Annotated in this window: 21 protein-coding genes and 3 tRNA genes; 21 read left to right on the forward strand and 3 right to left on the reverse strand. The window is 44.8% G+C overall.

The features are described 5' to 3' along the window. The 6 genes from TOI97_RS08360 (at window position 1) to TOI97_RS08385 (ending at window position 5,309) form a co-directional block, all read left to right on the forward strand. Window positions 1–77, forward strand: a tRNA-Arg gene (locus tag TOI97_RS08360). Window positions 78–147: 70 nt separating this feature from the next. Next, a tRNA-Arg gene (locus TOI97_RS08365) sits at window positions 148–224 on the forward strand. Between the two features lie 263 nt (window positions 225–487). Continuing rightward, on the forward strand, window positions 488–1,930 hold the full coding sequence (gene mgtE, locus TOI97_RS08370) for a magnesium transporter (protein ID WP_321553669.1): 1,443 nt from the start codon (window positions 488–490) through the stop codon (window positions 1,928–1,930). A 181-nt stretch (window positions 1,931–2,111) separates the two neighbouring features. Continuing rightward, window positions 2,112–2,369 carry an OadG family protein gene (locus tag TOI97_RS08375; RefSeq protein WP_321553670.1) on the forward strand — a complete coding sequence of 86 codons (258 nt, stop codon included), beginning with the start codon at window positions 2,112–2,114 and terminating at the stop codon, window positions 2,367–2,369. Between the two features lie 26 nt (window positions 2,370–2,395). Beyond that, on the forward strand, window positions 2,396–4,162 hold the full coding sequence (gene oadA, locus TOI97_RS08380) for a sodium-extruding oxaloacetate decarboxylase subunit alpha (protein WP_321553671.1): 1,767 nt from the start codon (window positions 2,396–2,398) through the stop codon (window positions 4,160–4,162). Window positions 4,163–4,172: 10 nt separating this feature from the next. Next, a complete protein-coding gene (locus TOI97_RS08385) occupies window positions 4,173–5,309 on the forward strand; it encodes a sodium ion-translocating decarboxylase subunit beta (protein ID WP_321553717.1) in 1,137 nt (378 codons plus the stop codon). A gap of 80 nt (window positions 5,310–5,389) precedes the next feature. On the opposite strand, the gene TOI97_RS08390 is transcribed toward TOI97_RS08385, so the two are convergent. Beyond that, complete coding sequence (locus TOI97_RS08390) at window positions 5,390–5,641, reverse strand: Lpp/OprI family alanine-zipper lipoprotein (protein ID WP_321553672.1); 252 nt, start codon at window positions 5,639–5,641, stop codon at window positions 5,390–5,392. An 810-nt stretch (window positions 5,642–6,451) separates the two neighbouring features. Between TOI97_RS08390 and TOI97_RS13345 the strand changes: the two genes are divergently transcribed. The 3 genes from TOI97_RS13345 (at window position 6,452) to TOI97_RS08405 (ending at window position 7,553) form a co-directional block, all read left to right on the forward strand. After that, window positions 6,452–6,589 (forward strand): helix-turn-helix domain-containing protein, encoded by a 138-nt coding sequence (locus tag TOI97_RS13345; RefSeq protein ID WP_407651339.1) that lies wholly within the window; start codon window positions 6,452–6,454, stop codon window positions 6,587–6,589. 338 nt (window positions 6,590–6,927) lie between these two features. Beyond that, window positions 6,928–7,137 (forward strand): transposase, encoded by a 210-nt coding sequence (locus TOI97_RS08400; protein WP_321553674.1) that lies wholly within the window; start codon window positions 6,928–6,930, stop codon window positions 7,135–7,137. A gap of 329 nt (window positions 7,138–7,466) precedes the next feature. Continuing rightward, window positions 7,467–7,553: transfer RNA gene (locus TOI97_RS08405), tRNA-Leu, on the forward strand. Window positions 7,554–7,858: 305 nt separating this feature from the next. Here TOI97_RS08405 and TOI97_RS08410 read toward each other — a convergent pair. Both TOI97_RS08410 and TOI97_RS08415 read right to left on the reverse strand, forming a co-directional pair. Then, window positions 7,859–8,722 (reverse strand): PA4780 family RIO1-like protein kinase, encoded by an 864-nt coding sequence (locus tag TOI97_RS08410; protein ID WP_321553675.1) that lies wholly within the window; start codon window positions 8,720–8,722, stop codon window positions 7,859–7,861. Between the two features lie 264 nt (window positions 8,723–8,986). Further along, a complete protein-coding gene (locus TOI97_RS08415) occupies window positions 8,987–9,724 on the reverse strand; it encodes a phosphoadenylyl-sulfate reductase (protein WP_321553676.1) in 738 nt (245 codons plus the stop codon). Between the two features lie 315 nt (window positions 9,725–10,039). Here TOI97_RS08415 and TOI97_RS08420 point away from each other — a divergent pair, with 315 nt between their 5' ends. The 12 genes from TOI97_RS08420 to sohB all read left to right on the forward strand — a co-directional run bounded on the left by TOI97_RS08420 (window position 10,040) and on the right by sohB (window position 23,695). Next, window positions 10,040–10,210 (forward strand): hypothetical protein, encoded by a 171-nt coding sequence (locus TOI97_RS08420; protein ID WP_321553677.1) that lies wholly within the window; start codon window positions 10,040–10,042, stop codon window positions 10,208–10,210. Beyond that, a complete protein-coding gene (locus tag TOI97_RS08425; RefSeq protein WP_321553678.1) occupies window positions 10,167–10,508 on the forward strand; it encodes an RNA-guided endonuclease InsQ/TnpB family protein in 342 nt (113 codons plus the stop codon). The genes TOI97_RS08420 and TOI97_RS08425 overlap by 44 nt, the downstream gene beginning before the upstream one ends. Window positions 10,509–10,596: 88 nt before the next feature. After that, a complete protein-coding gene (gene thrH / locus TOI97_RS08430; protein ID WP_321553679.1) occupies window positions 10,597–11,214 on the forward strand; it encodes a bifunctional phosphoserine phosphatase/homoserine phosphotransferase ThrH in 618 nt (205 codons plus the stop codon). A 323-nt stretch (window positions 11,215–11,537) separates the two neighbouring features. Further along, entirely contained in the window at window positions 11,538–13,148 is a 1,611-nt protein-coding gene (locus TOI97_RS08435) for a glycerol-3-phosphate dehydrogenase/oxidase (RefSeq protein WP_321553680.1), read from the forward strand. A gap of 158 nt (window positions 13,149–13,306) precedes the next feature. Further along, complete coding sequence (locus TOI97_RS08440) at window positions 13,307–14,143, forward strand: CvfB family protein (RefSeq protein WP_321553681.1); 837 nt, start codon at window positions 13,307–13,309, stop codon at window positions 14,141–14,143. Between the two features lie 20 nt (window positions 14,144–14,163). Continuing rightward, on the forward strand, window positions 14,164–15,369 hold the full coding sequence (locus TOI97_RS08445) for an efflux RND transporter periplasmic adaptor subunit (protein WP_321553682.1): 1,206 nt from the start codon (window positions 14,164–14,166) through the stop codon (window positions 15,367–15,369). Continuing rightward, complete coding sequence (locus TOI97_RS08450) at window positions 15,356–16,597, forward strand: ABC transporter permease (protein WP_321553683.1); 1,242 nt, start codon at window positions 15,356–15,358, stop codon at window positions 16,595–16,597. The genes TOI97_RS08445 and TOI97_RS08450 overlap by 14 nt, the downstream gene beginning before the upstream one ends. Beyond that, a complete protein-coding gene (locus tag TOI97_RS08455; RefSeq protein ID WP_321553684.1) occupies window positions 16,590–17,351 on the forward strand; it encodes an ABC transporter ATP-binding protein in 762 nt (253 codons plus the stop codon). The genes TOI97_RS08450 and TOI97_RS08455 overlap by 8 nt, the downstream gene beginning before the upstream one ends. A gap of 471 nt (window positions 17,352–17,822) precedes the next feature. Continuing rightward, a complete protein-coding gene (locus TOI97_RS08460) occupies window positions 17,823–19,958 on the forward strand; it encodes an adenosylcobalamin-dependent ribonucleoside-diphosphate reductase (RefSeq protein ID WP_321553685.1) in 2,136 nt (711 codons plus the stop codon). A gap of 15 nt (window positions 19,959–19,973) precedes the next feature. After that, on the forward strand, window positions 19,974–20,678 hold the full coding sequence (locus TOI97_RS08465; protein WP_321553686.1) for a TSCPD domain-containing protein: 705 nt from the start codon (window positions 19,974–19,976) through the stop codon (window positions 20,676–20,678). Window positions 20,679–20,807: 129 nt separating this feature from the next. Continuing rightward, a complete protein-coding gene (locus TOI97_RS08470) occupies window positions 20,808–21,986 on the forward strand; it encodes a class I SAM-dependent methyltransferase (protein ID WP_321553687.1) in 1,179 nt (392 codons plus the stop codon). 689 nt (window positions 21,987–22,675) lie between these two features. Then, window positions 22,676–23,695, forward strand: a complete 1,020-nt coding sequence (gene sohB / locus TOI97_RS08475) for a protease SohB (RefSeq protein ID WP_321553688.1) — start codon at window positions 22,676–22,678, stop codon at window positions 23,693–23,695. Window positions 23,696–23,763: the final 68 nt, after the last annotated feature.

Genomic DNA, 23,763 nt, shown 5'->3' on the forward strand with positions numbered 1-23,763 from the left:
GGACTCATAGCTCAGCTGGATAGAGTACTCGGCTACGAACCGAGCGGTCGGAGGTTCGAATCCTCCTGAGTCCGCCATATTGGAAAATTTGACAGTGAGTTAAATTTTCTATGGTAAAACCAGTGGTGATCTGGATAAGCACCAAATGGACTCATAGCTCAGCTGGATAGAGTACTCGGCTACGAACCGAGCGGTCGGAGGTTCGAATCCTCCTGAGTCCGCCATTTTTAAAAAACCTGCATTTTTGCAGGTTTTTTTTTGCCTACTATAAAGTTGTCACATTTGAGTCGCTAAGCTCGCAAGTAAGGCCTGAAAGATTCATTGCTGGATGCAAACCAGCACGACAATGTTATTATTGCGCTCTACAAAACCAGTGCAAAGCTGGCTCTTTATAAATGTCAGTAAAAGCCTTTTACATTAAGCGATCGCTACGCACATTTAAACACACCCCTTGGCTCAGTAGTGAGCAGGAACGGAGACCTCATTTATGACTGAAGTTGAAGAGAGAAAGCCCCAGGAGCGCCTACAGGAGCGTTTTACTCAGGTTCTTGAGCTCTTGCAACGACATCGGCTGATTGAGGAGAGTGTTGCCCGTCAGGGTAGTGAGCAGCAAGAGCGTGTTGATCAGTTGGTGCAGCAACAGCACTTAGCTGAATTGCAGCAAACATTATCTGAGCTGCACCCAGCAGATATTGCTTATATCTTAGAGGCGCTACCGCTCGATGACCGTATGACTGTCTGGCAAATGGTTCACTCAGAGAATGACGGTGAAATTCTTCTAGAGGTTTCGGATGCGGTCCGTGAAACCTTGATCGCTGACATGGATGAGCATGAAATCATAGCTGCAACCAAGGATTTGGATGCGGATGAGCTAGCTGACTTAGCGCCAGAGTTGCCTTGGGATGTAGTACAAGGCCTTATGGAAAACCTAGATGCGCAGCAGCGTGAGCGTGTGCGTTCCGCGCTGTCTTATGAAGATGATCAGGTTGGTGCCATTATGGACTTTGAGATGGTCACTATACGTGAAGATGTCGCCCTTGAGGTTGTTTTGCGTTACTTGCGTCGGTTAAAAGAACTGCCAGATCAGACCGATAAGCTTTTTGTTGTTGATGTGGCTGGAATCCTAAAAGGTGTACTGCCGATTAAGCGCTTGTTGGTTAACGACCCAGAGCTTACTGTGCAAGAGGTGATGGCTGATGATCCAGTCACCTTTTATCCTGAAGAAGATGGTTCTTATGCTGCGCAAGCGTTTGAACGTTATGACTTGGTGTCTGCGCCTGTAATTGAAAAAAGTGGGAAATTGATTGGGCGCTTAACCGTTGATGAAATGGTTGATTTGATTCGTGAAGAGTCAGAAAGTGAAGCATTAAATCGCGCTGGTTTGCGTGAGGAAGAGGATATTTTTGCATCGGTTTGGAAGTCTTTAAAAAACCGTTGGGCATGGTTGGCGATTAATCTGATAACTGCTTTTGTTGCATCGCGTGTGATTGGTGTGTTTGAAGGTTCGATCGGGCAATTGGTTGCGCTGGCTGCATTGATGCCTATTGTCGCTGGTATCGGGGGGAACTCGGGTAACCAAACCATTACTATGATTGTTCGTGCAATGGCCTTGGATCAATTGTCATCGGGCAATACATCGCTCTTATTGCGCAAAGAGTTGGGAGTTGCTTTTATTAATGGTGTGATTTGGGGCAGTGTCATTGGTGTTGTTGCTTGGTTGTTGTATGAGAATTGGGCGCTAGGCGTTGTGATGACTGCTGCAATGACGTTAAATTTATTATTAGCAGCTCTTATGGGGGTGTTAATACCTATGACGATGGTTCGTTTAGGGCGAGATCCAGCACTAGGCTCCAGTGTCATGATCACTGCTGTGACAGATAGCGGAGGTTTCTTTATTTTCCTTGGTTTGGCAACGATGTTTTTACTATAAAAATTCAGTTTAGCTTATGAAAATAAAAAAAATCTAAATAAAAATGCTCATTTGTTTGCCAATGGATAGAGATTCACGGTAATGTTTGATGGTTTTGCCGTGAGCTACTAGCTATTGGCTCAAGAGCGGCTTAATGAAAATTATAATACTTCCCCCCTGATGTTCAGGATTTGGAGCCTATATGACTTCTCAGCAACTCCTTCTTGAAGGCGTTGAACTCATGCTTTTTGGTATGGGGCTCGTTTTCACATTTTTGGTTTTATTGATTTTCTGCATCCGTATGATGGCTTTTATTTTGGAGCGCATTGCTCCAGAAGAGAGTCATGGTGCTACAGCTGTAGCAGCGCCTGTGAAACCAGGTAATGTGCAGCCGATAGATGCAGATACATTGCAAGCCATTCAAATTGCCATTAAACAGCACCGCGCCAGCCGCGGCTGAGTGTACCCATACGGAGTTTTTTCTCAATGACCGCCACAAAGCCACTCGGCATTACTGACGTTGTATTACGTGATGCTCATCAATCCATTTTAGCTACTCGTGTTCGTTTAGAAGATATGTTGCCCATCGCTGGGAAACTTGACCAAGTTGGTTTTTGGTCAGTTGAGTCATGGGGTGGAGCAACATTTGATTCGTGCATTCGCTATTTGGGTGAGGATCCATGGGAGCGTATTCGCGCATTGAAAAAAGCGATGCCCAATACGCGTCAGCAAATGCTTTTACGTGGACAGAACTTATTAGGCTATCGTCACTATGCTGACGATGTTGTAGATAAGTTCGTTGAGCGCGCAGCACTGAACGGTGTTGATGTGTTCCGCGTTTTTGATGCGATGAATGATCCGCGTAATATCGATCGCGCCTTAAAAGCTGTGAAAGCTAATGGTAAGCATGCTCAGGGCACGATTTCTTACACTACGAGCCCTGTACATAACATGCAAATGTGGGTTGATCTGGCTAAGCAAATTGAAGATTTAGGTGCAGACTCCATTGCGATTAAAGACATGGCGGGTATTTTGACCCCGTATGTTGCTTATGAGCTGGTGAGTAAGCTCAAAAGTAGTCTGTCTATTCCTGTTCATATGCAGTGCCATGCGACTGCCGGTTTATCATCAGTGTCGATCCTCAAGGCGGTTGAGGCTGGAATTGATAACGTTGATACTTCAATCTCCTCTCTGTCGATGACCTATGGCCATTCGCCAACCGAGTCTGTTGTGTCCATGTTTCAGGGTACAGAACATGACACGGGTTTAGACTTGCTATTGCTTGAAGAGGTGGCTGCTTATTTCCGTGAAGTGCGTAAAAAGTATGCGAAATTTGAAGGTACCTTGAAAGGTGTTGATTCACGTATTCTCGTTGCACAAGTGCCTGGTGGTATGTTGACGAATATGGAGAATCAGCTCAAAGAACAAGGGGCTGAAGATAAGTTTGATGAAGTGTTGGAAGAGATTCCACGTGTACGTGAAGACTTAGGTTTTATTCCGCTGGTTACACCGACTTCACAGATTGTTGGTACACAGGCGGTGATTAACGTTTTAACAGGCGAGCGCTATAAATCCATTACTAAAGAAACAGCGGGTGTATTAAAAGGTGAGTACGGTGCTGCACCGGCTCCATTTAATGCTGATTTGCAAGCGCGCGTACTTGAAGGTGAAGAAGCAATTGTCTGCCGTCCTGCAGATTTATTGGATAATGAAGTTGAAAAGCTTACCAATGAGTTGCTGGAATTAGCGAAAGAGAAAAATATTCGCCTAGCTGATGATGTGATTGATGATGTGTTGACTTATGCACTCTTCCCGCAGATCGGTTTGAAATTTTTAGAGAACCGTGACAACCCCGATGCTTTTGAACCCGTGCCTACTGGTAATGAGATTGTTGGTGGTGCAGTTGGTCCGCAAGCCTATACTGTTGAAGTGAACGGTAAAAGCTATGTGGTGCAGGTCAATGAGGGTGGGGATATCGAAGGTTTGAAGCCGGTTGGTGAGGCAACTGCTTGTGAGCCAGCTCCTGTTGCTACAGGTGAGGGTGATCCACAAGGTGCGCCGCTATCAGGGAATATCTTTAAAGTATTGGTGTCGCCGGGTCAGAAGGTGGAAGAGGGCGAGGTTGTTATGATTTTAGAAGCCATGAAAATGGAGACTGAAATTTGCGCTTTCCGCAGTGGTGTAATTGGTAGTGTCAACGTAAAAGTTGGCGATGCAGTGTCGGTTGGCGATAGCCTGCTGACCATATCTTGAGGGCTAGATGATGGATAAGCTCTTAAGTTTATGGCAGAGCACTGGCCTCTATCACATTGAAGGCGGTCAAGCCTTAATGATTGCTGTGTGCTTAGGTTTGGTTTATTTAGCGATCCGTAAAGGCTTTGAGCCTTTACTGCTGATTCCGATTGGTTTCGGTGGTGTGTTGGCTAATATTCCTGTAGCAGGCATGGCGGAAACCGGTGGTTTGCTGAGCATTCTATATCAAGTTGGCTTGCCAACGAGTGTGTTTCCACTCTTGATTTTTATGGGAGTGGGGGCTATGACCGATTTCGGTCCTATGCTGGCTAACCCCAAAACTTTGCTGCTTGGTGCTGCTGCACAATTTGGTATCTTTGCGACCTTATTGGGGGCGCTAGCTGTAGGTATGCTGGGTATTCCAGGTTTGGAGTTCACTCTTAAAGAGGCGGCTTCGATTGCTATCATTGGTGGCGCTGATGGACCGACCTCGATTTATGTGACAGCCCAATTAGCACCGGATCTTTTAGGTCCTATTGCGGTTGCAGCATATTCTTATATGGCATTGGTTCCTTTGATTCAGCCACCGATTATGCGAGCCTTGACGACTAAAGAAGAGCGTGCAATTGTCATGTCTCAGTTGCGCCATGTGGGGCAGACGGAGAAGATCGTATTCCCATTGGTTTTGTGTTTGCTCATTGGTATGTTACTACCTGATGCTGCGCCTTTAGTGGGTATGTTTGCCTTCGGTAACTTGATGCGTGAGTCTGGTGTGGTTGAGCGCTTGGCTGATACATCACGTAATGCTTTGATTAACATTGTGACAATTGCGTTAGGTTTGACCGTAGGGTCAAAGCTTTCAGCAGAGTCATTCTTGCAAATTAAAACATTAGGTATCTTGATTTTAGGTATGATTGCCTTTAGTGGTGGTACAGCTATGGGTATTGTGATGGCTAAAGTTATGAATAAGTTTAGTACTGTGAAAGTTAACCCGTTGATTGGTTCGGCAGGTGTTTCTGCAGTGCCTATGGCTGCTCGTGTCGCAAACAAGGTTGGGTTGGAGGCTAACTCACAAAACTTCTTGTTAATGCACGCGATGGGACCCAATGTGGCAGGTGTAATTGGTTCTGCTGTAGCAGCAGGTGTATTATTGAACTTTGTTGGTTGAGTAATAGCATCTAAGATGCATTGTACTAATAAAAAGGCTGCCTTTAGGGCAGCCTTTTTATTTTACCTGAATAAATCAGATCACTTGCGGCTGGCTTTTTCTAACATACGCAAAGCACGCTCGTTAGCTTCGTCAGCAGTGAGCTGGGCACGTTGAGCAGCGCTCAGAGCTTCTTCTGCTTTGCCGTAGGCTTCATCGGCGCGTGCTTGTGCACGTGCAGCTGAGTCTTCAGTTGCAGTTAAACGAGCTTCGTTTTCAGTGGATAAGCTACTGCAACCAGTCGCTAAAATAGCAGCTAAAGTCAGAGCAGAAAATTTTAGAACATTATTCATTGTGTTCCCCTTACTTTGGGTTTTCATTGGAACTGCCTGCTATTGTGCAGGAAGCAATTTATATGTTACGCATTCGTTTGATTAAGTAAACAATTAGAGTTGCTAGGAGAGTATTTTATTTTTGGAGGCTGAGCATCAAGGATGATTCTTAAGTTTATATGTTGAGTTGATATCTTCGGCGATCTAAAGGATGGGGAGTCTACTGCTAGGCGGTTTTGACTGGGTCAACTGCCATAATTCGAATAAGATTGAGTGGTACATGTCTTGTTGGCTTTCTTAAAAGAATATCTGCGTAAGCGCATTTATAGTCCAGTATTGTTTTTGATTGGCTCTAGCTAACATTCAACACTGACATTAGCTGGTAATAACTCGGTCGTAGCTAGATGTGGTTTAGGTGCGATGATTGAGTTAATGAACCAGAATAGAAGCAGTCTTTAATTCGCTGATGGTTAGGGGTATTACGCAATTGAAGCACGGTTGAAGCCTTTATCTGATTTTTTAGGCTTTAAAGATGGTTGTTATAGTTTTAACAGTTGCTAGAAGAAGTCCCCCATCTTTTAGGTGGTGGGATGAATGCGCTTTTGATCTTACCTTTAGGTGTTTGCATGATGAAATAAAGACTCAGTCTTAAGCATGGATGGGCTTGAAAGTAAGTGCTGTTAGATATAAATGTGAATTCAGTCTTTTGCTCAATTATCCTTGATACTTGTCACCAGGTACCGCAGAAAGGTATTTGATGCTGTTGTATCGAGTAGAGCAAAGATGGTGCACCGCTTGATGTTGTAAAGCAGTACATAGTAAGCCAGTGAAATGAGCAAGCAAGTCCTTAAGGCCTATAAATACAGGCTCTACCCAACGGCAGAACAGCAGGTGTTTTTTGCCAAGTCGCTTGGTTGCGCTCGCTTTGTTTGCAATAAAGTGCTCCACGATAAAAATAGAATATTATGAAAAAACTAAGACCACACTAAGAAACACGCCTGCTCGGTACAAAAAAGCATTTGAATGGCTTAAAGAAGTGGATAGTTTGGCACTGGCCAATGTTCAGCTTGACCTGCAAAGCGCCTTTCAAAGTTTTTTCAAGGGTGGTTTTGGCTGCCCTAAGTTCAAAAGGAAAGGCATTCAGGACAGCTACACGACCAACAACCAAAAAGGCACAGTTGCTGTTACCAGCCGCTCAATCAAGCTGCCCAAGGTGAGGCATGTTAAAGCTCGGATTGACCGCAAGGTCAACGGCCTTATCAAAAGCGCCACAGTATCAAGAACAGTTCGGTAACTACTTTGTCAGTGTGCTGGTTGAAATCATTGTCCAACCATTACCCAAAACCAACAGCAATATAGGCATTGATTTAGGGGTAACAGACTTTATTGTGATGTCAGACGAAACACGAGTTGCTCATCCTAAGTTTTTAGCCAAGCACGAAAATAAGTTGGCGCGTGAGCAAAAGGTTTTAGCTCGCCGAGGGCGGCGGCTAAAGTTAAAGCAGGCGCTTAGCTAAAGCGATCAGCGACAGCTCATGGTCACAGTTTGCCACGATGCTGGATATCAATGACAGAAACCTGCGGTGCGAGGGAGTTAGCCGAGTCAATTTGCATAACCTCTGCTGTGGTGCAGCGCACCTTAGCAAGTCTGTGTATTACCTGGGCCCCCTACACCTCTAAAGTGGTTGGCAGTTCATCCGTAATGGTAAAAATCATAGAAATTGAGTAAAAAATAACTTTTTTATAAAAAAAACAAAATAAGGCTTGCGTTCATCAGAAATATCTCATATATTAGCGCCCGTCGATTGGGAAGCAGTTCAGTAAAGCAACCCATCTAGCATCTACCGCCCGGATGGCGGAATAGGTAGACGCAAGGGACTTAAAATCCCTCGGTGGCAACACCGTGCCGGTTCGATTCCGGCTCCGGGCACCATATTAACAAGCACACCGCCGGTGCTTGTCCTGTAAAGAACCCGCTACTAATAGCGGGTTTTTTTATTCCTAGAGAAAAAATGATCTGGGTTTCGTGCTGTGCTCGTTTTGATATTTTGCCTTATCTCTCAGAGGGGTGGAGTAATGAGTGGGGTGGGCAGTGACAATGTGTCGCAATGCGTAGCGAAAGCGTTACCGTTAACATGAGCCTATGACGATTGCCTAACCGTCTCGATAAAAGCCCCTGCGGTTTAGATTCCGGCAGGGGCTTTTTAGTTTTTCAGCAGATATCAGTGAATGAGGCCTTTATGAGTAGCTTTCAAAGTCCTCAGCATTAGCGCGAGCAACTCGGTCCCGTTCTTCGTTTAATACGGCTTGAATTTCTGCCATGACAGAGTCTACATCGGCCTCTGTATCAGGCTCCAAAAACTTGCCAGTTAAAGGAGTGTCTGCGGTGAGATTCCCTTCTTTATATAGGCTCCACATTTCAGGTGCGTACTGCGTTTGTAATAACTCAGGGGCGTATTGAGCATAATATTGAGTGATATTATTGATATCACGATTGAGCATAAAAAAAGCATTATTGTTGGCGGCAGCATCGACTGCTTGAGGGAGGTCGATGATCACAGGGCCTTGCTCGTCGACTAAGACATTAAATTCTGAAAGGTCACCGTGGATAAGACCAATACTGAGCATGCGTTTGATTGACTCCATGAGGATGGCATGATCGCGTCGAGCTTCGCTCGGTTCAAGGCTGACGTCGTTTAGGCGTGGAGCAACTTGTCCATCTGGTAAGGTTACCAAATCCATGAGTAAGACGCCGTCGAAGCAGCCGTAGGGTTGAGGTACCCGTACCTTAGCAGTCGCTAAACGATAAAGGGCGTCAACTTCTGCATTTTGCCAAGCCTCTTCAGCTTGTTCACGGCCAAACTTCGAACCTTTCTCCATTGCGCGTGCGCGACGACTGTTGCCGCTTTTGCGGCCTTCTCGATATAAAGATGCTTTTTTAAAGCTGCGTTTATCCATGTCTTTATAAACTTTAGCGCAGCGGATTTCGTCACCGCAACGTACAACATAGACAGCAGCTTCTTTGCCATTCATTAGGGGACGTAACACCTCATCAATCAGCCCGTCTTTAATTAAGGGTATTAGGCGTGCAGGGGTTTTCATAGGGCTCCCAAAGTAGTTGCAGTGAATGTAAGTAAAATATTGTCAGTAAACTAGTGAAAAATACTTTCACATAGATAATATTGTGCGCCAAGTATAACCTGCTTGGCGCACAATATTATCGAGACTGAGAAAGAGCTTGTATTTTTAGTGCGAGGGGCGTGCTATTTGGGTTTGCTCATAATGAAAAAGCTTTAAAGACTACCTATCAAACCACCTAAAGACGAGATGTTAAATAGGTTTGAGTGTGGCGAGGTGTGTCTTGGGCTAGTTATCTGTTGCAATATTATTTCCGGCATGTAAACCGCATTCTTTTTGTGTAGATTCTTCCCACCACCAGCGTCCTTCACGTTCATGTTGATTGGGGAGTACGGGACGTGTGCAAGGCTCACAACCAATGCTGATAAAGCCGCGCTCATGCAGAGCGTTATAAGGTAATTCTAGCATGCGAATGTAGGCCCAAACCTCTTCACTGCTCATATGTGCCAGTGGGTTAAATTTGTACAATGTTCGCTCAGCTGTAGAAAAAGTTGTATCCAGCTCGAATGGCGCTATATGGCTGCGAGTACCTGGGCTTTGATCACGGCGCTGGCCGGTGATCCAGGCTTTTACAGTGCTGAGCTTACGCTTTAGTGGAGCAATTTTACGCACACCACAGCACTCGCTGTGACCATCTTTATAAAAACTAAATAAGCCTTTTTCTTTGACTAAAGCATTGACTTGTTCGGCGTCTGGAGAAAGGACTTCAATCTTAATTTGATAGTGTTCGCGTACCTTTTCAATGAATTGGTAAGTTTCTGGATGTAAACGTCCAGTATCTAAACTGAATACTTTTACTCGAGGATTGATTTTCCAAGCCATATCGAGCAGCACAATATCTTCTGCGCCACTGAAAGAGAGCCAAAGGTCGTCGCCAAAAGTTGCAAAAGCGTGTTTGAGGATGCTTTGTGGGGAGGCATTAGCGCAGTCAGAAGTGAGTTTCTGAAGATCGATTGAATCAGTCATGCTGGTTTCCTAGGTAGAAGATTTATACGCGTGAGCACGGTATCTTACCAAGGTAAATATGCGTGTTAGAATGAATATAAACCATTATGCTTATTCTTTATAGGTATATGTAGTGTTTATCAAAATCGCGTAAGACCTCGTACTTTTAGTGCGGGGATGGATAACGAGGGCTGCGTAAGCAGCCCCTTAACCCCTTAACAGGCTGCTAAAGTCTTTGCAGTATAGGTTGGTACTGGTATTGTATACAGCATGATAAAGCACACCAAAACATTAAAAGTCCGAGTACGAGACAGGCATACGCCACTGCTAAATCGCATGGCTCGCAGCGTCAATTTCGTCTGGAACTTTGTCAATGAATTAAGTCAGCGCTCGATTAAAGAGCGTGGTGTGTTTTTGTCTGCGTATGATATGCATCCCTACACAAAGGGCGTAGGTAAAGAGCTTGGGCTGCACAGTCAAACCTTACAGTGCATTGCAGGTGAGTAAAACCACGATGGCCAAGTCAGTGTTGGACGCTGGCTGGGGCCAATTAAAAACAATGCTGGACTATAAATGCGCTCACGCAGGCATTGTTTTTAAGGAAGTTGACGAGGCATACACCACCCAAACCTGTTCGAGTTGCGGCAGTTTGCCCGAATTGAGGCCGAAAGGTATCGCAGGACTTGGAATAAGAGAATGGACGTGCAGTGGGTGTGGTGTCACTCACGATCGCGATATCAACGCGGCACGTAACATTCTCGCGGCCGGGCATGGTCGTCTAGCAGTAGGAATCCCTGTCCTTTAGGTCGGGGAGGATGTCAAAATGCATCTTGATCTTGCATGGAGAGGATGGAGGCGCTAGAGTTCATCTTTTTACATTATGAGGAATTACTGTGGAAATCGCCTGTCTTGACCTTGAAGGTGTATTGGTTCCGGAAATCTGGATTGCCTTTGCAGAAAAAACTGGTATCGAATCACTACGGGCGACCACACGTGATATTCCAGATTACGATGTGTTGATGAAGCAACGCTTGCGTATTTTGGATGAACATGGTTTAACCCTGAGTGACATCCAAGAAGTGATTGCAACATTGAAGCCGCTAGATGGCGCTGTGGAGTTCGTAAACTGGTTGCGTGAGCGCTTTCAAGTTGTAATTTTGTCGGATACTTTCTATGAGTTTTCTCAACCACTGATGCGTCAGCTTGGCTTTCCGACATTGTTTTGCCATAAGCTAATTACTGATGAACAGGGACGGGTGGTAGACTATCAATTACGCCAGAAAGATCCAAAACGTCAGTCAGTATTGGCGTTGAAAACTTTGTATTACCGCATTATTGCTGCGGGCGATTCTTATAATGATACGACTATGTTGTCAGAGGCAGATGCGGGCATCTTATTCCATGCGCCGCAGAATGTGATTGATGAGTTTCCACAATTCCCTGCAGTGCATAACTTCGAAGACCTAAAGAAAGAATTCATTAAAGCGTCGAACCGCCAGCTAAATCTGTAACATTTTTCCCGCCCTTTAATGGGCGGGAATTGTGAAGTAACCACGCAGTACCATGGGTACGTTTTGCAGTAAAACATAAGGGATGACGTATAAACTCGAATGGCTCAGACTCTTGCGAGTGGATGAGACAGTACAGAATATGCGTTTATTCTTTTTTCCTTTCCTATATTGCTCCTATCTTCTTCTGAGCACTTTTTAGAGCATGCTCGTTAAGTGTTTTGTTTTCATTTTAATCGTATGTGATGTTGTGTATATAAACCTTTACATTGCAGCGGTAGCTGTGATTTTCTGCACATAGAGTACGTACGAAACAGGTTGAGATTATGATGCAAGCCATTCAAGCAGCAGCACAGCCTTGGACGCAAGCTTGGCGTGAGCAAGTAATACCAACATTGGCAGGGCAAGAATGGGATCTAATCGTTGTCGGTGGCGGTATCATCGGTGCTGGTATTCTTCGAGAAGCAGCACGTCTAGGTTGGCGTTGCTTGTTATTGGAGCAGCGCGATTTTGCTTGGGGAAGCTCTAGTCGTACTTCGAAAATGGTGCACGGAGGTTTACGTTATATTGCCCAAGGTCAGTTTGCATTAACCCGCGACAGTGTGCGTGAGCGGCAACGCTTATTGCAGGAAGAAACGGGGCTTGTTGAGTTAATGCCTTTTCTATATCCCCATTATCGAGGAGAATTTCCCGGGCGTTTACTTTTGGGGGGTGCGCTGTGGCTTTATGATCGATTTGCTGCATCGAAAACATATCACTATTATCCGGTAAGAAAAATACCGCAAAAAATTAATCCGGAACAGCTCATAGGTGCTAGTGAGTATCAGGATGCATTGACTGACGATGCGGGCTTGGTGATGAAAGTCTTATCTGAAGCCCGTGCAATGGGGGCGTACATTGTTAGTTATGTGAGGGCTTTGCAGCCGATTTATAGTGATGTTGTGCAAGGAGCACAGAGGCGAGTTATAGGCTTGCAAGTGGAGGATCAGTTAAGCGCAACGCAATGGCAGTTATCTTGTCGTGTGGTGGCTCAAGCCAAAGGGGTTTGGACGGATGTTGCCCAACTGAGTGGTGGGCAGCAATACATGAGGCCTTTGCGTGGTAGTCATATTTTAGTGCCATATGCACGTTTACCCATCAAACAGGCGTTAAGTATTCAACACCCGCAGGATCAGCGCTTATTATTTATATTGCCTTGGCAAGGGGCTACGATTATAGGCACAACAGATCTGGATCATCATGGCGATCTAAATCAAGAGCCAGCGATTGATCAAGCGGAATTGGATTATTTGTTGGCGGCCTGTGCTAAGGTTTTTCCTGAGGCTCAAATCACTCAAAGGGATGTGGTGTCCACTTGGTCAGGAGTTCGGCCCATTGTGGCGCACACGCAAGCCGATTCTGGTGCGCCTTCCGCTCAGTCGCGAGAACATACTCTTTGGGTGGAGCCTGGGCGGGTCAGTATCGCCGGCGGTAAGCTTACTACGTTTCGCCTGCTGGCACTTGAGGTGATTGAAGCTTGCGCTGACTTGAATGGCTGCCCTATGCAAGTTGTCACTGAGTTAAAAAAGGATATTGAGCAGCACTCGGAGAACCCTTGTATTGCGGCGTTACCTTATGCAGCACAACAGCGTTTGCGAGGCCGCTATGGTGGCAACTGGGTTGCTTTTACGGAGGTTTTTCAGCAGGTAGGTGCAGAGCAAGTCGCTCATACTGCAATCTATTGGGCTGAGCTTATTTTTGCTTGTCAGTATGAGCTAGTGATCCATTTGGATGACTTATTACTGCGTCGCACTCGGCTGGGTTTGCTGGGCGTGGTAGATTTGGTTGAACAGGTGCGGGCTCGTTGCCAGCCTTATTTGACCTGGGATCAGCAGCGCTGGGAGGAAGAAATACAAACTTACCTTGGTATTTGTCAGCAGTTTTACAGTTTGCCGTGATTTACGTACAAAGCACGGAGTTAGAAGTGGGTTAGGTTAAAATGGGCATGTTAAATTGTAGTCTTAATACTTAGGATTGTGCTGCGCCATTAAATCCTCGTTCTTGGTTGGCAAACAGGCATAATAGTAATCTTTCAGTTTTAAGTAGGTGCATAGGTATGGCGTTGATTGGAGATATGAATACTCTGCAGGTGATTCGGCAGGCCGATTTTGGCGTGTATTTAGATGGTGGGCCTGATGGGGATATTCTTTTACCTCGGCGTGAAATGCCTAAAGGAGAAGCTTGTGAGGACGACGACTGGGTTAATGTCTTTGTTTATTTAGACAGTGAAGATCGTATTATCGCCACTGGTCGTACTCCGACGATCAGGGTGGGCGAGTTTGCCAGTTTAAAAGTGGTAGATATTAACCGTATTGGTTTATTTTTAGATTGGGGTTTAAGTAAAGATTTATTATTGCCACACTCTGAAGAAAAACGTCCATTGCAAGTGGGTGACTATTGTGTGGTGTACGCTTACATTGATGAGCGCACTCGTCGTATCACAGCAACCGCTCATTTAGATCGATTTTTGGATCGTACTCCAGCTCAATATAGTGTGGGGCAAGAAGTGGAGCTGCTCATTGTTGAGGCTACAGATCTAGGCTTCAAGGCTATTATTAATAGTGAGCATTGGGGTTTAATCCATAAAAATGAAGCTTTTAAGTTTTTGCGTAGTGGTATGCAAGAGCGTGGTTATATTCGCGAGATTCGAGAGGATGGTTTGATTAACTTAAGTCTACAGCCTCAAGGTCAAGTGCTGCGCGAGACCTTAGGTGAAGCTATTTTAACCAAGCTAAAGAACAATAATGGCCGTTTAGAGTTGAGTGATAAAAGCCCCGCACCATTGATTGCTGAAACTTTCGGTGTGAGTAAAGGCAATTTTAAGAAAGCCATTGGTGGTTTATATAAGCAAGGTCTCATTCGTATTTATCCAGAGTCAATTGAGTTGCTGTAAAGCCTTGTAATGGAGCATGAATGCGCATTATTTATGGGATATTAATTGTTGCTGTATGCCTGGCTGTATTTATTGGAGTGTCTCAGTGGCGTGGCCCAGTGTTGGTGGCGCAAAAGATTAAGTATATGCCGTTAGAATTACGCATTGTTGCTAGTGGTGAGGTACGTTATCAATCAGTGGCACGTATTGGGAGTGAAATAACTGGCACGGTGATTGCGCGTCATGTACGTGAAGGTGATTTAGTTAACGAAGGTGACCTGTTGCTTGAGTTGAGCCCGGGCGAGTTACAGTCGCGCTTAGCTCAAGCGCAGAGTATGCTGCAGCAATTGCAACAGGTCAGCCGTCCACAAGCACAAACAGCTCTAATTGAAGCCAAAGATAATTTGCGCCAAGCTAGTCGTGAGGCGCGTCGCCGGGAACAGCTCGTTAAGCGAGGAGTGATTTCTATTGAGCAGGTGGAGCAAGCACAGCGAGTTGAGCTCAATGCTAAAACAGCACTGACGCGTGCGCAGTTATCTGCTGAAGCTATGGCGGTTGGAAGTACCGAAGAGCAGTTGCTGCAGCAGCGTGTGATTAGTGCTGAGGCTGAGTTGGCTAAAACTCGTATTTATGCGCCTTTTGCTGGACAAGTTCAAACTCGCAATGTAGAACCAGGTGATTTAGTACAACCCAGTGATGTTTTGCTCGAGATTGCCCGCAGAGATGGTAATGATCGTAGTGGTGAGCTTAGCAATGGTTTAGAAGTAGTCGTGGCTTTAGATGAGAAAAACTTTGCTCCAGTGCAATTGCAGCAGCCGGTTGAGCTCATTGCTGATGCGTGGCCGGAGCAAATCGTCCCAGGTGTGGTGAGCTTTATAGCTCCTGCTGTAGATAGCGCGCGTGGCACTATCGACGTGCATATTGATGTGTTGCTTGAACCGGAAAAACACAAGACGTTTTTACAAGGCATGACTGTATCCGCCAATATCATTGCTGCGCGGCGGTCGAATACTTTAATTTTGCCGAATGATTATTTACAACGTACGGGGTCCGGGCTGATGCAAGCACTGCGTTGGCAGGAGGGTAAAGTAACTGCGGTTGATGTGGAGTTAGGACTGCGCAATATGACTCATAGTGAGGTTGTTTCAGGTCTCAGAGAGGGTGATATCGTGGTACAAACAGATGCAGTCATCGATGGTCAGCGTGCTCGCATACGTATTGAGCAGGCGCAACATGTTATTCATTAAGCGGTTGCGCAGCTGGCGCAATGCGCTATGGATTGAGTGGCGCATTGCTTTGCGCTTTTTAGCAGATAACCCTTTACAAACGCTGCTGATTAGTGTGGCAATTTCAGTTGGTGCAGCGGTTATTGTCTTTATTACAGCCCTGATTACAGGGCTACAAGATAACGTGATTGATAAAACTCTAGGTACTCAAGCTCATATTCGTATTGAAGCGACACGTCAGCACAATAATTATGCTGCTTCCCCTGAAGGACAATATATTTGGATGCTAGAAAGTCCACGGGCGCAGCGTTTGCAAACCATCAATAACTGGCAAGAGGTGCGTAATGCTCTGGACACTTACCCTATCTTTAAGACAGTGTCTCCCCTTATCTCAGGGCCTGCTTTTGCGCAGAAAGGCACCGCTCGAGCATCAGTAGCTTTGATGGGCATAGAGCCGGTGCGTTATGCAGGCATTATTCAGCTAGACGATTATCTTGTGGCTGGGCACTTTAAAGTGGGTGCCAGTAATGTACTGATTGGTTATCAGTTAGCAGAAGATCTAGGCTTGAGGGTCGGTGATAAATTACGCTTGGATGCAGGTGATGATCGGCAGACCATTGTTGATATTGCGGGGATTTTTGAACTCGGTGTACGCGAATTGGATAGCCGTTATGTGTACACTGATTTAAAGCAGGCACAGGCATTGCTGAACTTACCCGGTGGTGTGACCTTTCTCGAGTTGAAAATTACTGATGTCTTTGATGCTGAATATTGGGCACAACGGGTTAAGCAGTTAACTGGTTTACATGTGCAAAGTTGGATGGAAAGTAATGGGCAGTTGCTTAATGCGTTGAGTTCGCAAAGCATGACTACGCAAATGATTCGTATTTTTGTCGCTATGTCGGTGGTTTTTGGCATTGCCAGTGTGTTGGCCGTAAGTGTAGTACAACGTACTCGTGAAATTGGTATTTTAAGAGCTATGGGCAGTACTCAGCAGCAGATTTTACGGGTGTTTCTCTTGCAAGGAGGATTGCTTGGTTTGGCGGGCTCTTTGCTCGGAGTGTTAGTCGGTTACAGCTTAGTGCAAGTGTTCAATGGTTTTGAAGAGCGTTTATTTGTGATCCGCTTAGAACCTTCTATGTTGGTTTCAGCTATTGTAATTGCCACTGCTGCTGGGGTTTTGGCGGCGGTGGTACCGGCACGCCGAGCAGCTCGGTATGATCCTGCGGTAGCAATTCGTTATGTCTAAATCCCAACCATTAAGTTATAGCACAAAGCAGCAAGTTGTGTTGCAGTTGGATAAGCTCAATAAAATTTTTAATCAGGGGACACCTCTGGAAAATCATGTGTTGCATGATGTTTCTCTGCAAGTCAGCCGTGGTGAGTTGGTGGCTTTAGTGGGAACTTCAGGGTCAGGTAAAAGTACTTTGCTGAATGTGATGGGTTTGTTAGATGTGTCATCATCTGGTGAGCTGCGCATTCAAGGGCACTTAACCGAAGGTTTAACAGATCCACAGCGCACTCAATTACGCAGTGAATCCATAGGTTTTGTCTTTCAATTTCATCACCTGATCAGCGCTTTTAGTGTATTGGATAATGTGCTGATGCCTTTAATGTTGCGTTACGGTCAGCCGTCTAAAACTCAAGTAGAATATGCTGAGTACCTGTTGGGTGAAGTGGGGCTTACGCAATATATGCGTCAGCCGACTAATCGCTTGTCGGGTGGACAGCAGCAGAGGGTCGCTATAGCTCGGGCTTTGGTATCGCGACCAGCTTTAATTTTGGCCGATGAGCCAACAGGTAATCTTGATACACAAACTGCTGATGAAGTATTTGAGTTGTTTGAGCGTTTTAATGTGGAGCACCGGTGCGCTATTGTTATTGTCACGCATGACCCACGTATAAGCGCTCGGTGTTTGCGCACCATTCGCTTAACTGATGGTTGCATTGTTTATGACGGAGCTTCTGCTGATCTACCAAGTGTATTGAAGGTTGCTCCTTAAATATCAATATTGAAAGCTGGTGTTGCTAAGTGCAGGAGCGAGGGGCGGTGTGTGAGTTCAGCTTTTGCCTTTCTGCTGATATACTTACTCAGTTGTTTCATTTCTTTATTGTTAATAACGTTACTTCTTGTCTTGGTAGCGCATGTCATTATATCGACTTTGTCATGAGCCTCTCATGTTTAAGTGCGAGCAGATAAAATCATAACTTGTAGGCCTGATCGGCCAAACTCCAATCTGAAGAAAGGGCTCAGGCTATAGATCTTGAGGTATATGCGTTTATTCTTCAGCAATAATAAAACAAGCTAATGAGCATTGTTGAATTTGTAGACCACTATATTTTGTAGACCACTATATATAGTGTTAGTATTTTGCATAATTACACATTATGTAGTGATTTTGCGCTTCTGAGCGTGCATTGAAAAAAGCGTTTGCTTGGGGCTTTTGCCGTCAATTAAGTTTTAGGAGTCAATCATGAATCAAGCTGCTGCAGCTGTCTCTCAGGTTACATCGCAAACAGATATTGCTTTACAGCCAGCATCAGAAGATATTTGGGATTCGAAATATCGTCTGAAAACCAAGGATGGCAAGAGTATTGATGAAAATATTGACGCTACTTATCAACGCGTCGCTCGAGCATTAGCGGATATTGAAGTGCCCGAGAAGCGTGAGTATTGGTACGATCATTTTTTGTGGGCATTGTATCGAGGTGCGATTCCAGCAGGGCGTATTATTTCTAATGCTGGGGCTACAGCTTATAAACCAGCTACCTCAACCATTAACTGCACCGTTTCTGGCACAGTTGGTGATTCTATGGACGATATCCTTAGTAAGTTGCATGAGGCAGGTTTAACTTTAAAAGCCGGTTGCGGTATTGGTTATGAGTTTTCTACGTTAAGGCCTAAGGGCGCTTATGTTTCAGGTGCTGGCGCATACACTTCAGGACCACTGTCCTTTATGGATATTTACGACAAAATGTGCTTTACCGTTTCCTCGGCTGGTGGTAGGCGTGGTGCGCAAATGGCTACTTTTGACGTGGGGCATCCGGATGTATTGGACTTCATTCGTGCCAAGCGCGAAACGGGTCGTTTACGTCAGTTCAACTTGTCACTCTTAATTACCAGTGAGTTTATGCAGGCGGTTAAGAATGATAGTGATTGGGCGCTCGCATTTCCTTTGAGTCCTGCCGAGTTGGAAGTGGATAAGCTGAATTTGAATGATCCTAAACAAGTCATTTGGCGTGATTGGCCTGCGAGCAAGCATTACATTAGACGTGAGGATGGCATGGTTGCTTGCCGTGTTTATAACACGGTTAAGGCGCGTCGTATCTGGGACTCCATCATGGCCTCTACTTACGATTTTGCAGAGCCAGGGTTTATTCTGATTGATCGTGTCAATGAGTTAAATAACAACTGGTTCTGTGAAGAAATTCGAGCTACGAATCCCTGTGGTGAACAGCCATTACCACCCTATGGCGCATGCTTATTAGGTTCGGTGAATCTAACGCGCTTTGTGCGTCAGCCCTTTACCGATCAGGCGAGTTTTGATTGGGATGAGTATCGTAAAGTTGTTGGCATTTTTACACGTATGCTGGATAACGTGGTAGAAATTAATGGCTTGCCACTGCCAGAGCAGCGTGAAGAAATCATGCGTAAGCGTCGTCATGGCATGGGTTTCTTAGGCTTGGGCTCAACATTATGTATGTTGCGTATGAAGTATGGTGATCAAGCTTCACTAGAGTTTACTGAGCGAGTGGCCAAAGAAATGGCATTAGAAGGTTGGCGTACTGGAGTAGAACTAGGTGAGGAAAAAGGTGTGGCGCCAATCATGGATGAAGTATTTACAGTTACTGGGGCCATGTTAGCTAAGCGTCCAGAAATGTTGAGTGATGGCTATAAAGTTGGGCAGAAAGTTAAAGGCAAAGTGCTGTGGGGTAAGTACAGTCGTTATATGCAGCAGTTGGCTGAAGCTGAGCCTGAGTTAGCTAAAGCCTTGATTGAGAAAGGCGCGCGCTTTACCCATCATAGTTCTATTGCACCGACAGGAACCATTTCTTTGTCACTGGCCAATAACGCCTCCAATGGTATTGAGCCAAGTTTTGCACACCATTATTCACGTAACATTATTCGTGAGGGCAGAAAGTCGAAAGAGCAAGTGGATGTATTCAGCTATGAGTTGTTAGCTTATCGCACTTTAATTGATCCTGATGCCTTAACCAATAATTTACCTGAGTACTTTATCAGTGCTGATGATGTGACGCCGATTCAACATGTGGATGTGCAAGCAGCAGCGCAGAAGTGGATTGACTCATCCATTTCTAAAACGGCTAACGTACCAACAGATTATCCATATCAAGACTTTAAAGATATTTACTTATATGCCTGTCAGCAAGGTTTGAAAGGCTGTACTACTTTCCGCTTTAACCCTGAAGCCTTCCAAGGCGTATTAGTGACGGAAGAAAACTTGGCTAATACCACCTATAGATTCAAGCTAGCTGATGGCTCCGAGGTTGAAGCTAAAGGTAATGAGCAAATTGAATATGATGGTGAGTTGCACAGTGCTGCCAATCTTTATGAAGCCTTAAAAGAAGGCTATTACGGAAAACTTTAAGCTGAGGAAGACAACATGAGCATTAAAAAAATCAGCGAAAAAATCGTTGGCTATGAAGTGGTTTCTGCTGATGATAAAAAAACCACAGAGTCTACGGTAGCGCCGGCCCCAGCTTTTGTTGAAATGCATGAAAAGGTAAAACGTCCAGAGTCTTTGGTGGGCTCAACTTATAAGATTAAAACGCCAAACTCTGAACATGCGTTTTACATTACGATTAATGATATTGTCTTGAATCCGCATACTGAGCATGAGCAGCGTCGTCCATTTGAGATTTTTATTAACTCAAAAAATATGGAGCACTATCAGTGGATTGCAGCTTTAACTTTGATTGTTTCTGCGGTGTTTCGTAAAGGGGGCGATTGTACTTTCCTGGTTGAGGAGCTGAAAAGCGTTTTTGATCCAAAAGGCGGGTATTTTAAGCAAGGTGGTTTGTGGATGCCATCGTTGGTGGCTGAAATTGGTGATGTGTTGGAACGTCACTTGAAGTTCATTGGTTTGATGGATGACGGTCTGGATGAACATCAAAAACAATTTGTGGCGCAAAAGCGTGCTGAGTTTGAGCAGCTTAATGGGACTAAGCAAGCCGCGGCTAACAGTGAGCATAATGCTAATGAGTACCCAGCTGGAGCTCTGTTGTGTAATAAGTGCCATACCCAAGCTGCGGTACAAATGGATGGATGCTTAACCTGCTTAGCCTGTGGTGATAGTAAGTGCGGTTAGGTATTACTAAAATTGCGGAAAGTCTCGTGCGTTTAGTACAGGGGTAGATGGCGAGGGCTGCCTAAGCGGCCCTTTAATAAGCGACCTGAGCATCTTTATGGCGGGCCCTGAAAGTGAAGGAAGTGTTGCGTGTTGCAAATCGAGAAACAGTATGTGCACTGGCAAGACAATAAAACGCCTCGTAAGACTTTATGGTTGTCTGAGAGCAACCAGTCAGTACCCACACGTATAGTTGTGGTTGATGATCAAACCAAAGCTGATGATGCCTATCGTTTAGCTTGCGAGGGTACATCTTTATTATGGCGGGGGGACTTTCATAATGCTCGTCAATTATTGCAGGCTATGAGCCGTCGTATTGAGCGTACGGAACAGCGTAAAGCTAATAAAAAATCCAAGTCAGCTCAGAATGTGACCGACAAAAATGTTGTTTCTAATCAATTTCATCAGCAGCGTCTCGCTCAAGCTCAGCGTGCGCGTATTTTAAGTCGGGTATTGTTAGAGCTTGCTCCAGGCTACGTCAGTGATTTACGACGCGCCCCTGATTTTAAAACTGCTTGTACCGAGGCTTTTGGTGAGCTAACTGAGCCTTGTTTGATTGCTTTGCGTGATGTGCAGGGTGCGTTAGGTGCTGCACAGTGGCGTGAAAAAGGAGTGCCTATTGAAGGTATAGATCTATCAATTTATCCACATTACGCTGTGTTTGCACCGACTCGTCATGAGTATGTGCGATTGATGTTGGATGCACCGCTGCCTGATAATCAAGATTTAGCTTTCGATATTGGTACTGGGACTGGTTTACTGGCTATTGTTTTGGCTCTTCGGGGTGTTAAGCAAGTGGTTGCAACTGATCTTAATCCACGTGCTTTATCTTGCGCACAAGACAACTTACAACGTTTAGGTTTAACCAGTGTTAAAGTACAAAAAGCTGACTTGTTTCCTGTAGGACAGTCAGAAGCACACTTAATTGTGTGTAACCCGCCTTGGTTGCCAGCCAAGCCTAGTTCTGCCTTAGAGTACGCGGTATATGATCCTAAAAGTTCTATGTTGCGAGGCTTTTTGCAGAGGGTTAAGCAACATTTAGCACCACAGGGAGAGGTTTGGTTGATCCTTTCGGATTTGGCAGAGCATTTACAGTTGCGTACCCGTGAGGAGCTGTTGAACTGGTTTATTCAGGCAGGCTTAGAGGTGAAGTATCGACTGGATACTGAGCCAAGGCATGGTCGCAGTAAAGACGAAGCAGACCCGCTATTTACTGCGCGCAGTGCAGAAACCACTTCATTGTGGTGTTTGGTTGCGAGTGCTGATTAGAATGGCGGGTACACTGAACGACTACACAGCCTTTGGTTTTTAGTAAAAATACGTATACCCACGCTCACCCCAAGTGGGATAGAAGTGGAGTTGTGACACAGTTCTAGTCTGGAGTTTCTGAGCTAGCATAAGAGCAAGTTATTCAATATCACTGCGTCGACGTCAAGATTACATATTGTTGTATTGTTATCCACAGAAGTTGTGGATAACTTTGTGGGTAAGATGGTTGTAAATGGCTGCGAGGCTGATGGTGTGGGGCTGTAGCTTAAATTGATGAAAAATCAAACGTTATGAAAAATCCTTTATAATCAATATGTTAAGTATTTTTTTAGAGTTTTATTGTGAGCTGTTATAAAAATAATAAATTTAAAAGTCAAGTATAAAAATGTGGACAAGTTTCGTGTTTTTTTAAGAAAAAAGGTTGACATGAGACTTTTAAAAGCCTTAGAGAGTGCTCCTGCGAGAAGAGAAATGGTGGTAATTCCTTCGAAAAATAGCAGTCCTTCAAGCAATGACATAAATTAGAAGTTAGATGTCCGCAGCATACAGTTTAGTGAGCAAAAAATATAAAATGGACCTTAGTCCCTCCTCGATTTGCACCCTTAAGAACAAACAAAACTGAGTGTTTATTGTCAATAATCTTTGAGGCTCAGGTAAGATAGTAACCATTATTATTTAAGGAGTTTGCAGTGGATTTTTTACTTGAATATGCCGGTTTTTTAGCACGTGCAGTGACAGTGTTGGTGGTTATTATTATTGTGTTGGGTGTCGCTACTAGTTTGCGTTCCCGCGGCAATACTAAAAGTGGCGAACTAACAGTGAACAGCCTTAATGATTTTTACAGTGATCTTAAAGAAAATATTGAGTACAGCGTATTAGATAAGGCGCAACTTAAAGCCTTGAAAAAAGCGAATAAAGAAAAAGAGAAAAAAGAAAAGAAAGTCCCTGTTGATAAAAAGCGTATTTATGTCTTAGATTTTGATGGTGATATTCGTGCTTCAGCAGTAGAAAATTTGCGTCATGAAATTACCGCTTTGTTAAGTGTGGCTAAGCCAAGTGATGAGGTGGTTTTACGTTTAGAAAGTGGTGGTGGCATGGTGCATAGTTATGGTTTGGCAGCATCACAATTGGCGCGTATTCGTGATGCGGGTATCCCTTTAACCGTTTGTGTGGACATGGTTGCTGCAAGTGGTGGTTACATGATGGCTTGTATTGGTAACAAAATTCTGAGTGCTCCCTTTGCTGCGCTAGGTTCTATCGGTGTTGTGGCGCAGATACCTAACATCCATCGGCTATTAAAGAAAAATGATATTGATGTGGAGGTGCTCACCGCAGGTGATTACAAGCGCACTTTAACCGTGATGGGAGAGAATACAGAGCCTGCACGACAGAAGTTTTTGCAAGAGCTGCAAACTACCCATGACTTATTTAAAGCGTTTGTTGCACGCTTTCGTCCGCAATTGGATATTGATACAGTCGCCACAGGTGAGGTGTGGTTGGGTACTGACGCTCAGCGCTTGGCTTTGGTAGATGTGTTGCAGACCAGTGATGAGTATTTATCTAAATATGCAGAGGAAGCAGATATTTATTCGTTAAAGTATGTTCAGAAAAAATCGTTGCAAGAACGTGTAGGGTTAACCGCTGGTGCTGCATTGGAGCATATTGCTGATAAAGGTTGGGAGCGTTTACAGAAGCGTTTTTGGAGTTAGAAGGGTGCCTGCACGAACATTAGTGTGATAAAGAAACGGCCATTGCAGTTTAAAATGCAGTGGCCGTT

This window comes from Denitrificimonas halotolerans, from assembly GCF_034259425.1.
Classification (GTDB): Bacteria; Pseudomonadota; Gammaproteobacteria; order Pseudomonadales; family Pseudomonadaceae; genus Denitrificimonas; species Denitrificimonas halotolerans.

Excerpts from the sequence above, each read along its gene's own strand:
- mgtE (WP_321553669.1), top strand. The coding sequence starts at position 488 with ATGACTGAAGTTGAAGAGAGAAAGCCCCAGGAGCGCCTACAGGAGCGT.
- TOI97_RS08375 (WP_321553670.1), top strand. The coding sequence starts at position 2,112 with ATGACTTCTCAGCAACTCCTTCTTGAAGGCGTTGAACTCATGCTTTTT.
- oadA (WP_321553671.1), top strand. The coding sequence starts at position 2,396 with ATGACCGCCACAAAGCCACTCGGCATTACTGACGTTGTATTACGTGAT.
- TOI97_RS08385 (WP_321553717.1), top strand. The coding sequence starts at position 4,173 with ATGGATAAGCTCTTAAGTTTATGGCAGAGCACTGGCCTCTATCACATT.
- TOI97_RS08390 (WP_321553672.1), bottom strand. The coding sequence starts at position 5,641 with ATGAATAATGTTCTAAAATTTTCTGCTCTGACTTTAGCTGCTATTTTA.
- TOI97_RS13345 (WP_407651339.1), top strand. The coding sequence starts at position 6,452 with ATGAGCAAGCAAGTCCTTAAGGCCTATAAATACAGGCTCTACCCAACG.
- TOI97_RS08410 (WP_321553675.1), bottom strand. The coding sequence starts at position 8,722 with ATGAAAACCCCTGCACGCCTAATACCCTTAATTAAAGACGGGCTGATT.
- TOI97_RS08415 (WP_321553676.1), bottom strand. The coding sequence starts at position 9,724 with ATGACTGATTCAATCGATCTTCAGAAACTCACTTCTGACTGCGCTAAT.
- TOI97_RS08420 (WP_321553677.1), top strand. The coding sequence starts at position 10,040 with ATGGCTCGCAGCGTCAATTTCGTCTGGAACTTTGTCAATGAATTAAGT.
- TOI97_RS08435 (WP_321553680.1), top strand. The coding sequence starts at position 11,538 with ATGATGCAAGCCATTCAAGCAGCAGCACAGCCTTGGACGCAAGCTTGG.
- TOI97_RS08440 (WP_321553681.1), top strand. The coding sequence starts at position 13,307 with ATGGCGTTGATTGGAGATATGAATACTCTGCAGGTGATTCGGCAGGCC.
- TOI97_RS08445 (WP_321553682.1), top strand. The coding sequence starts at position 14,164 with ATGCGCATTATTTATGGGATATTAATTGTTGCTGTATGCCTGGCTGTA.
- TOI97_RS08450 (WP_321553683.1), top strand. The coding sequence starts at position 15,356 with ATGTTATTCATTAAGCGGTTGCGCAGCTGGCGCAATGCGCTATGGATT.
- TOI97_RS08455 (WP_321553684.1), top strand. The coding sequence starts at position 16,590 with ATGTCTAAATCCCAACCATTAAGTTATAGCACAAAGCAGCAAGTTGTG.
- TOI97_RS08460 (WP_321553685.1), top strand. The coding sequence starts at position 17,823 with ATGAATCAAGCTGCTGCAGCTGTCTCTCAGGTTACATCGCAAACAGAT.
- TOI97_RS08465 (WP_321553686.1), top strand. The coding sequence starts at position 19,974 with ATGAGCATTAAAAAAATCAGCGAAAAAATCGTTGGCTATGAAGTGGTT.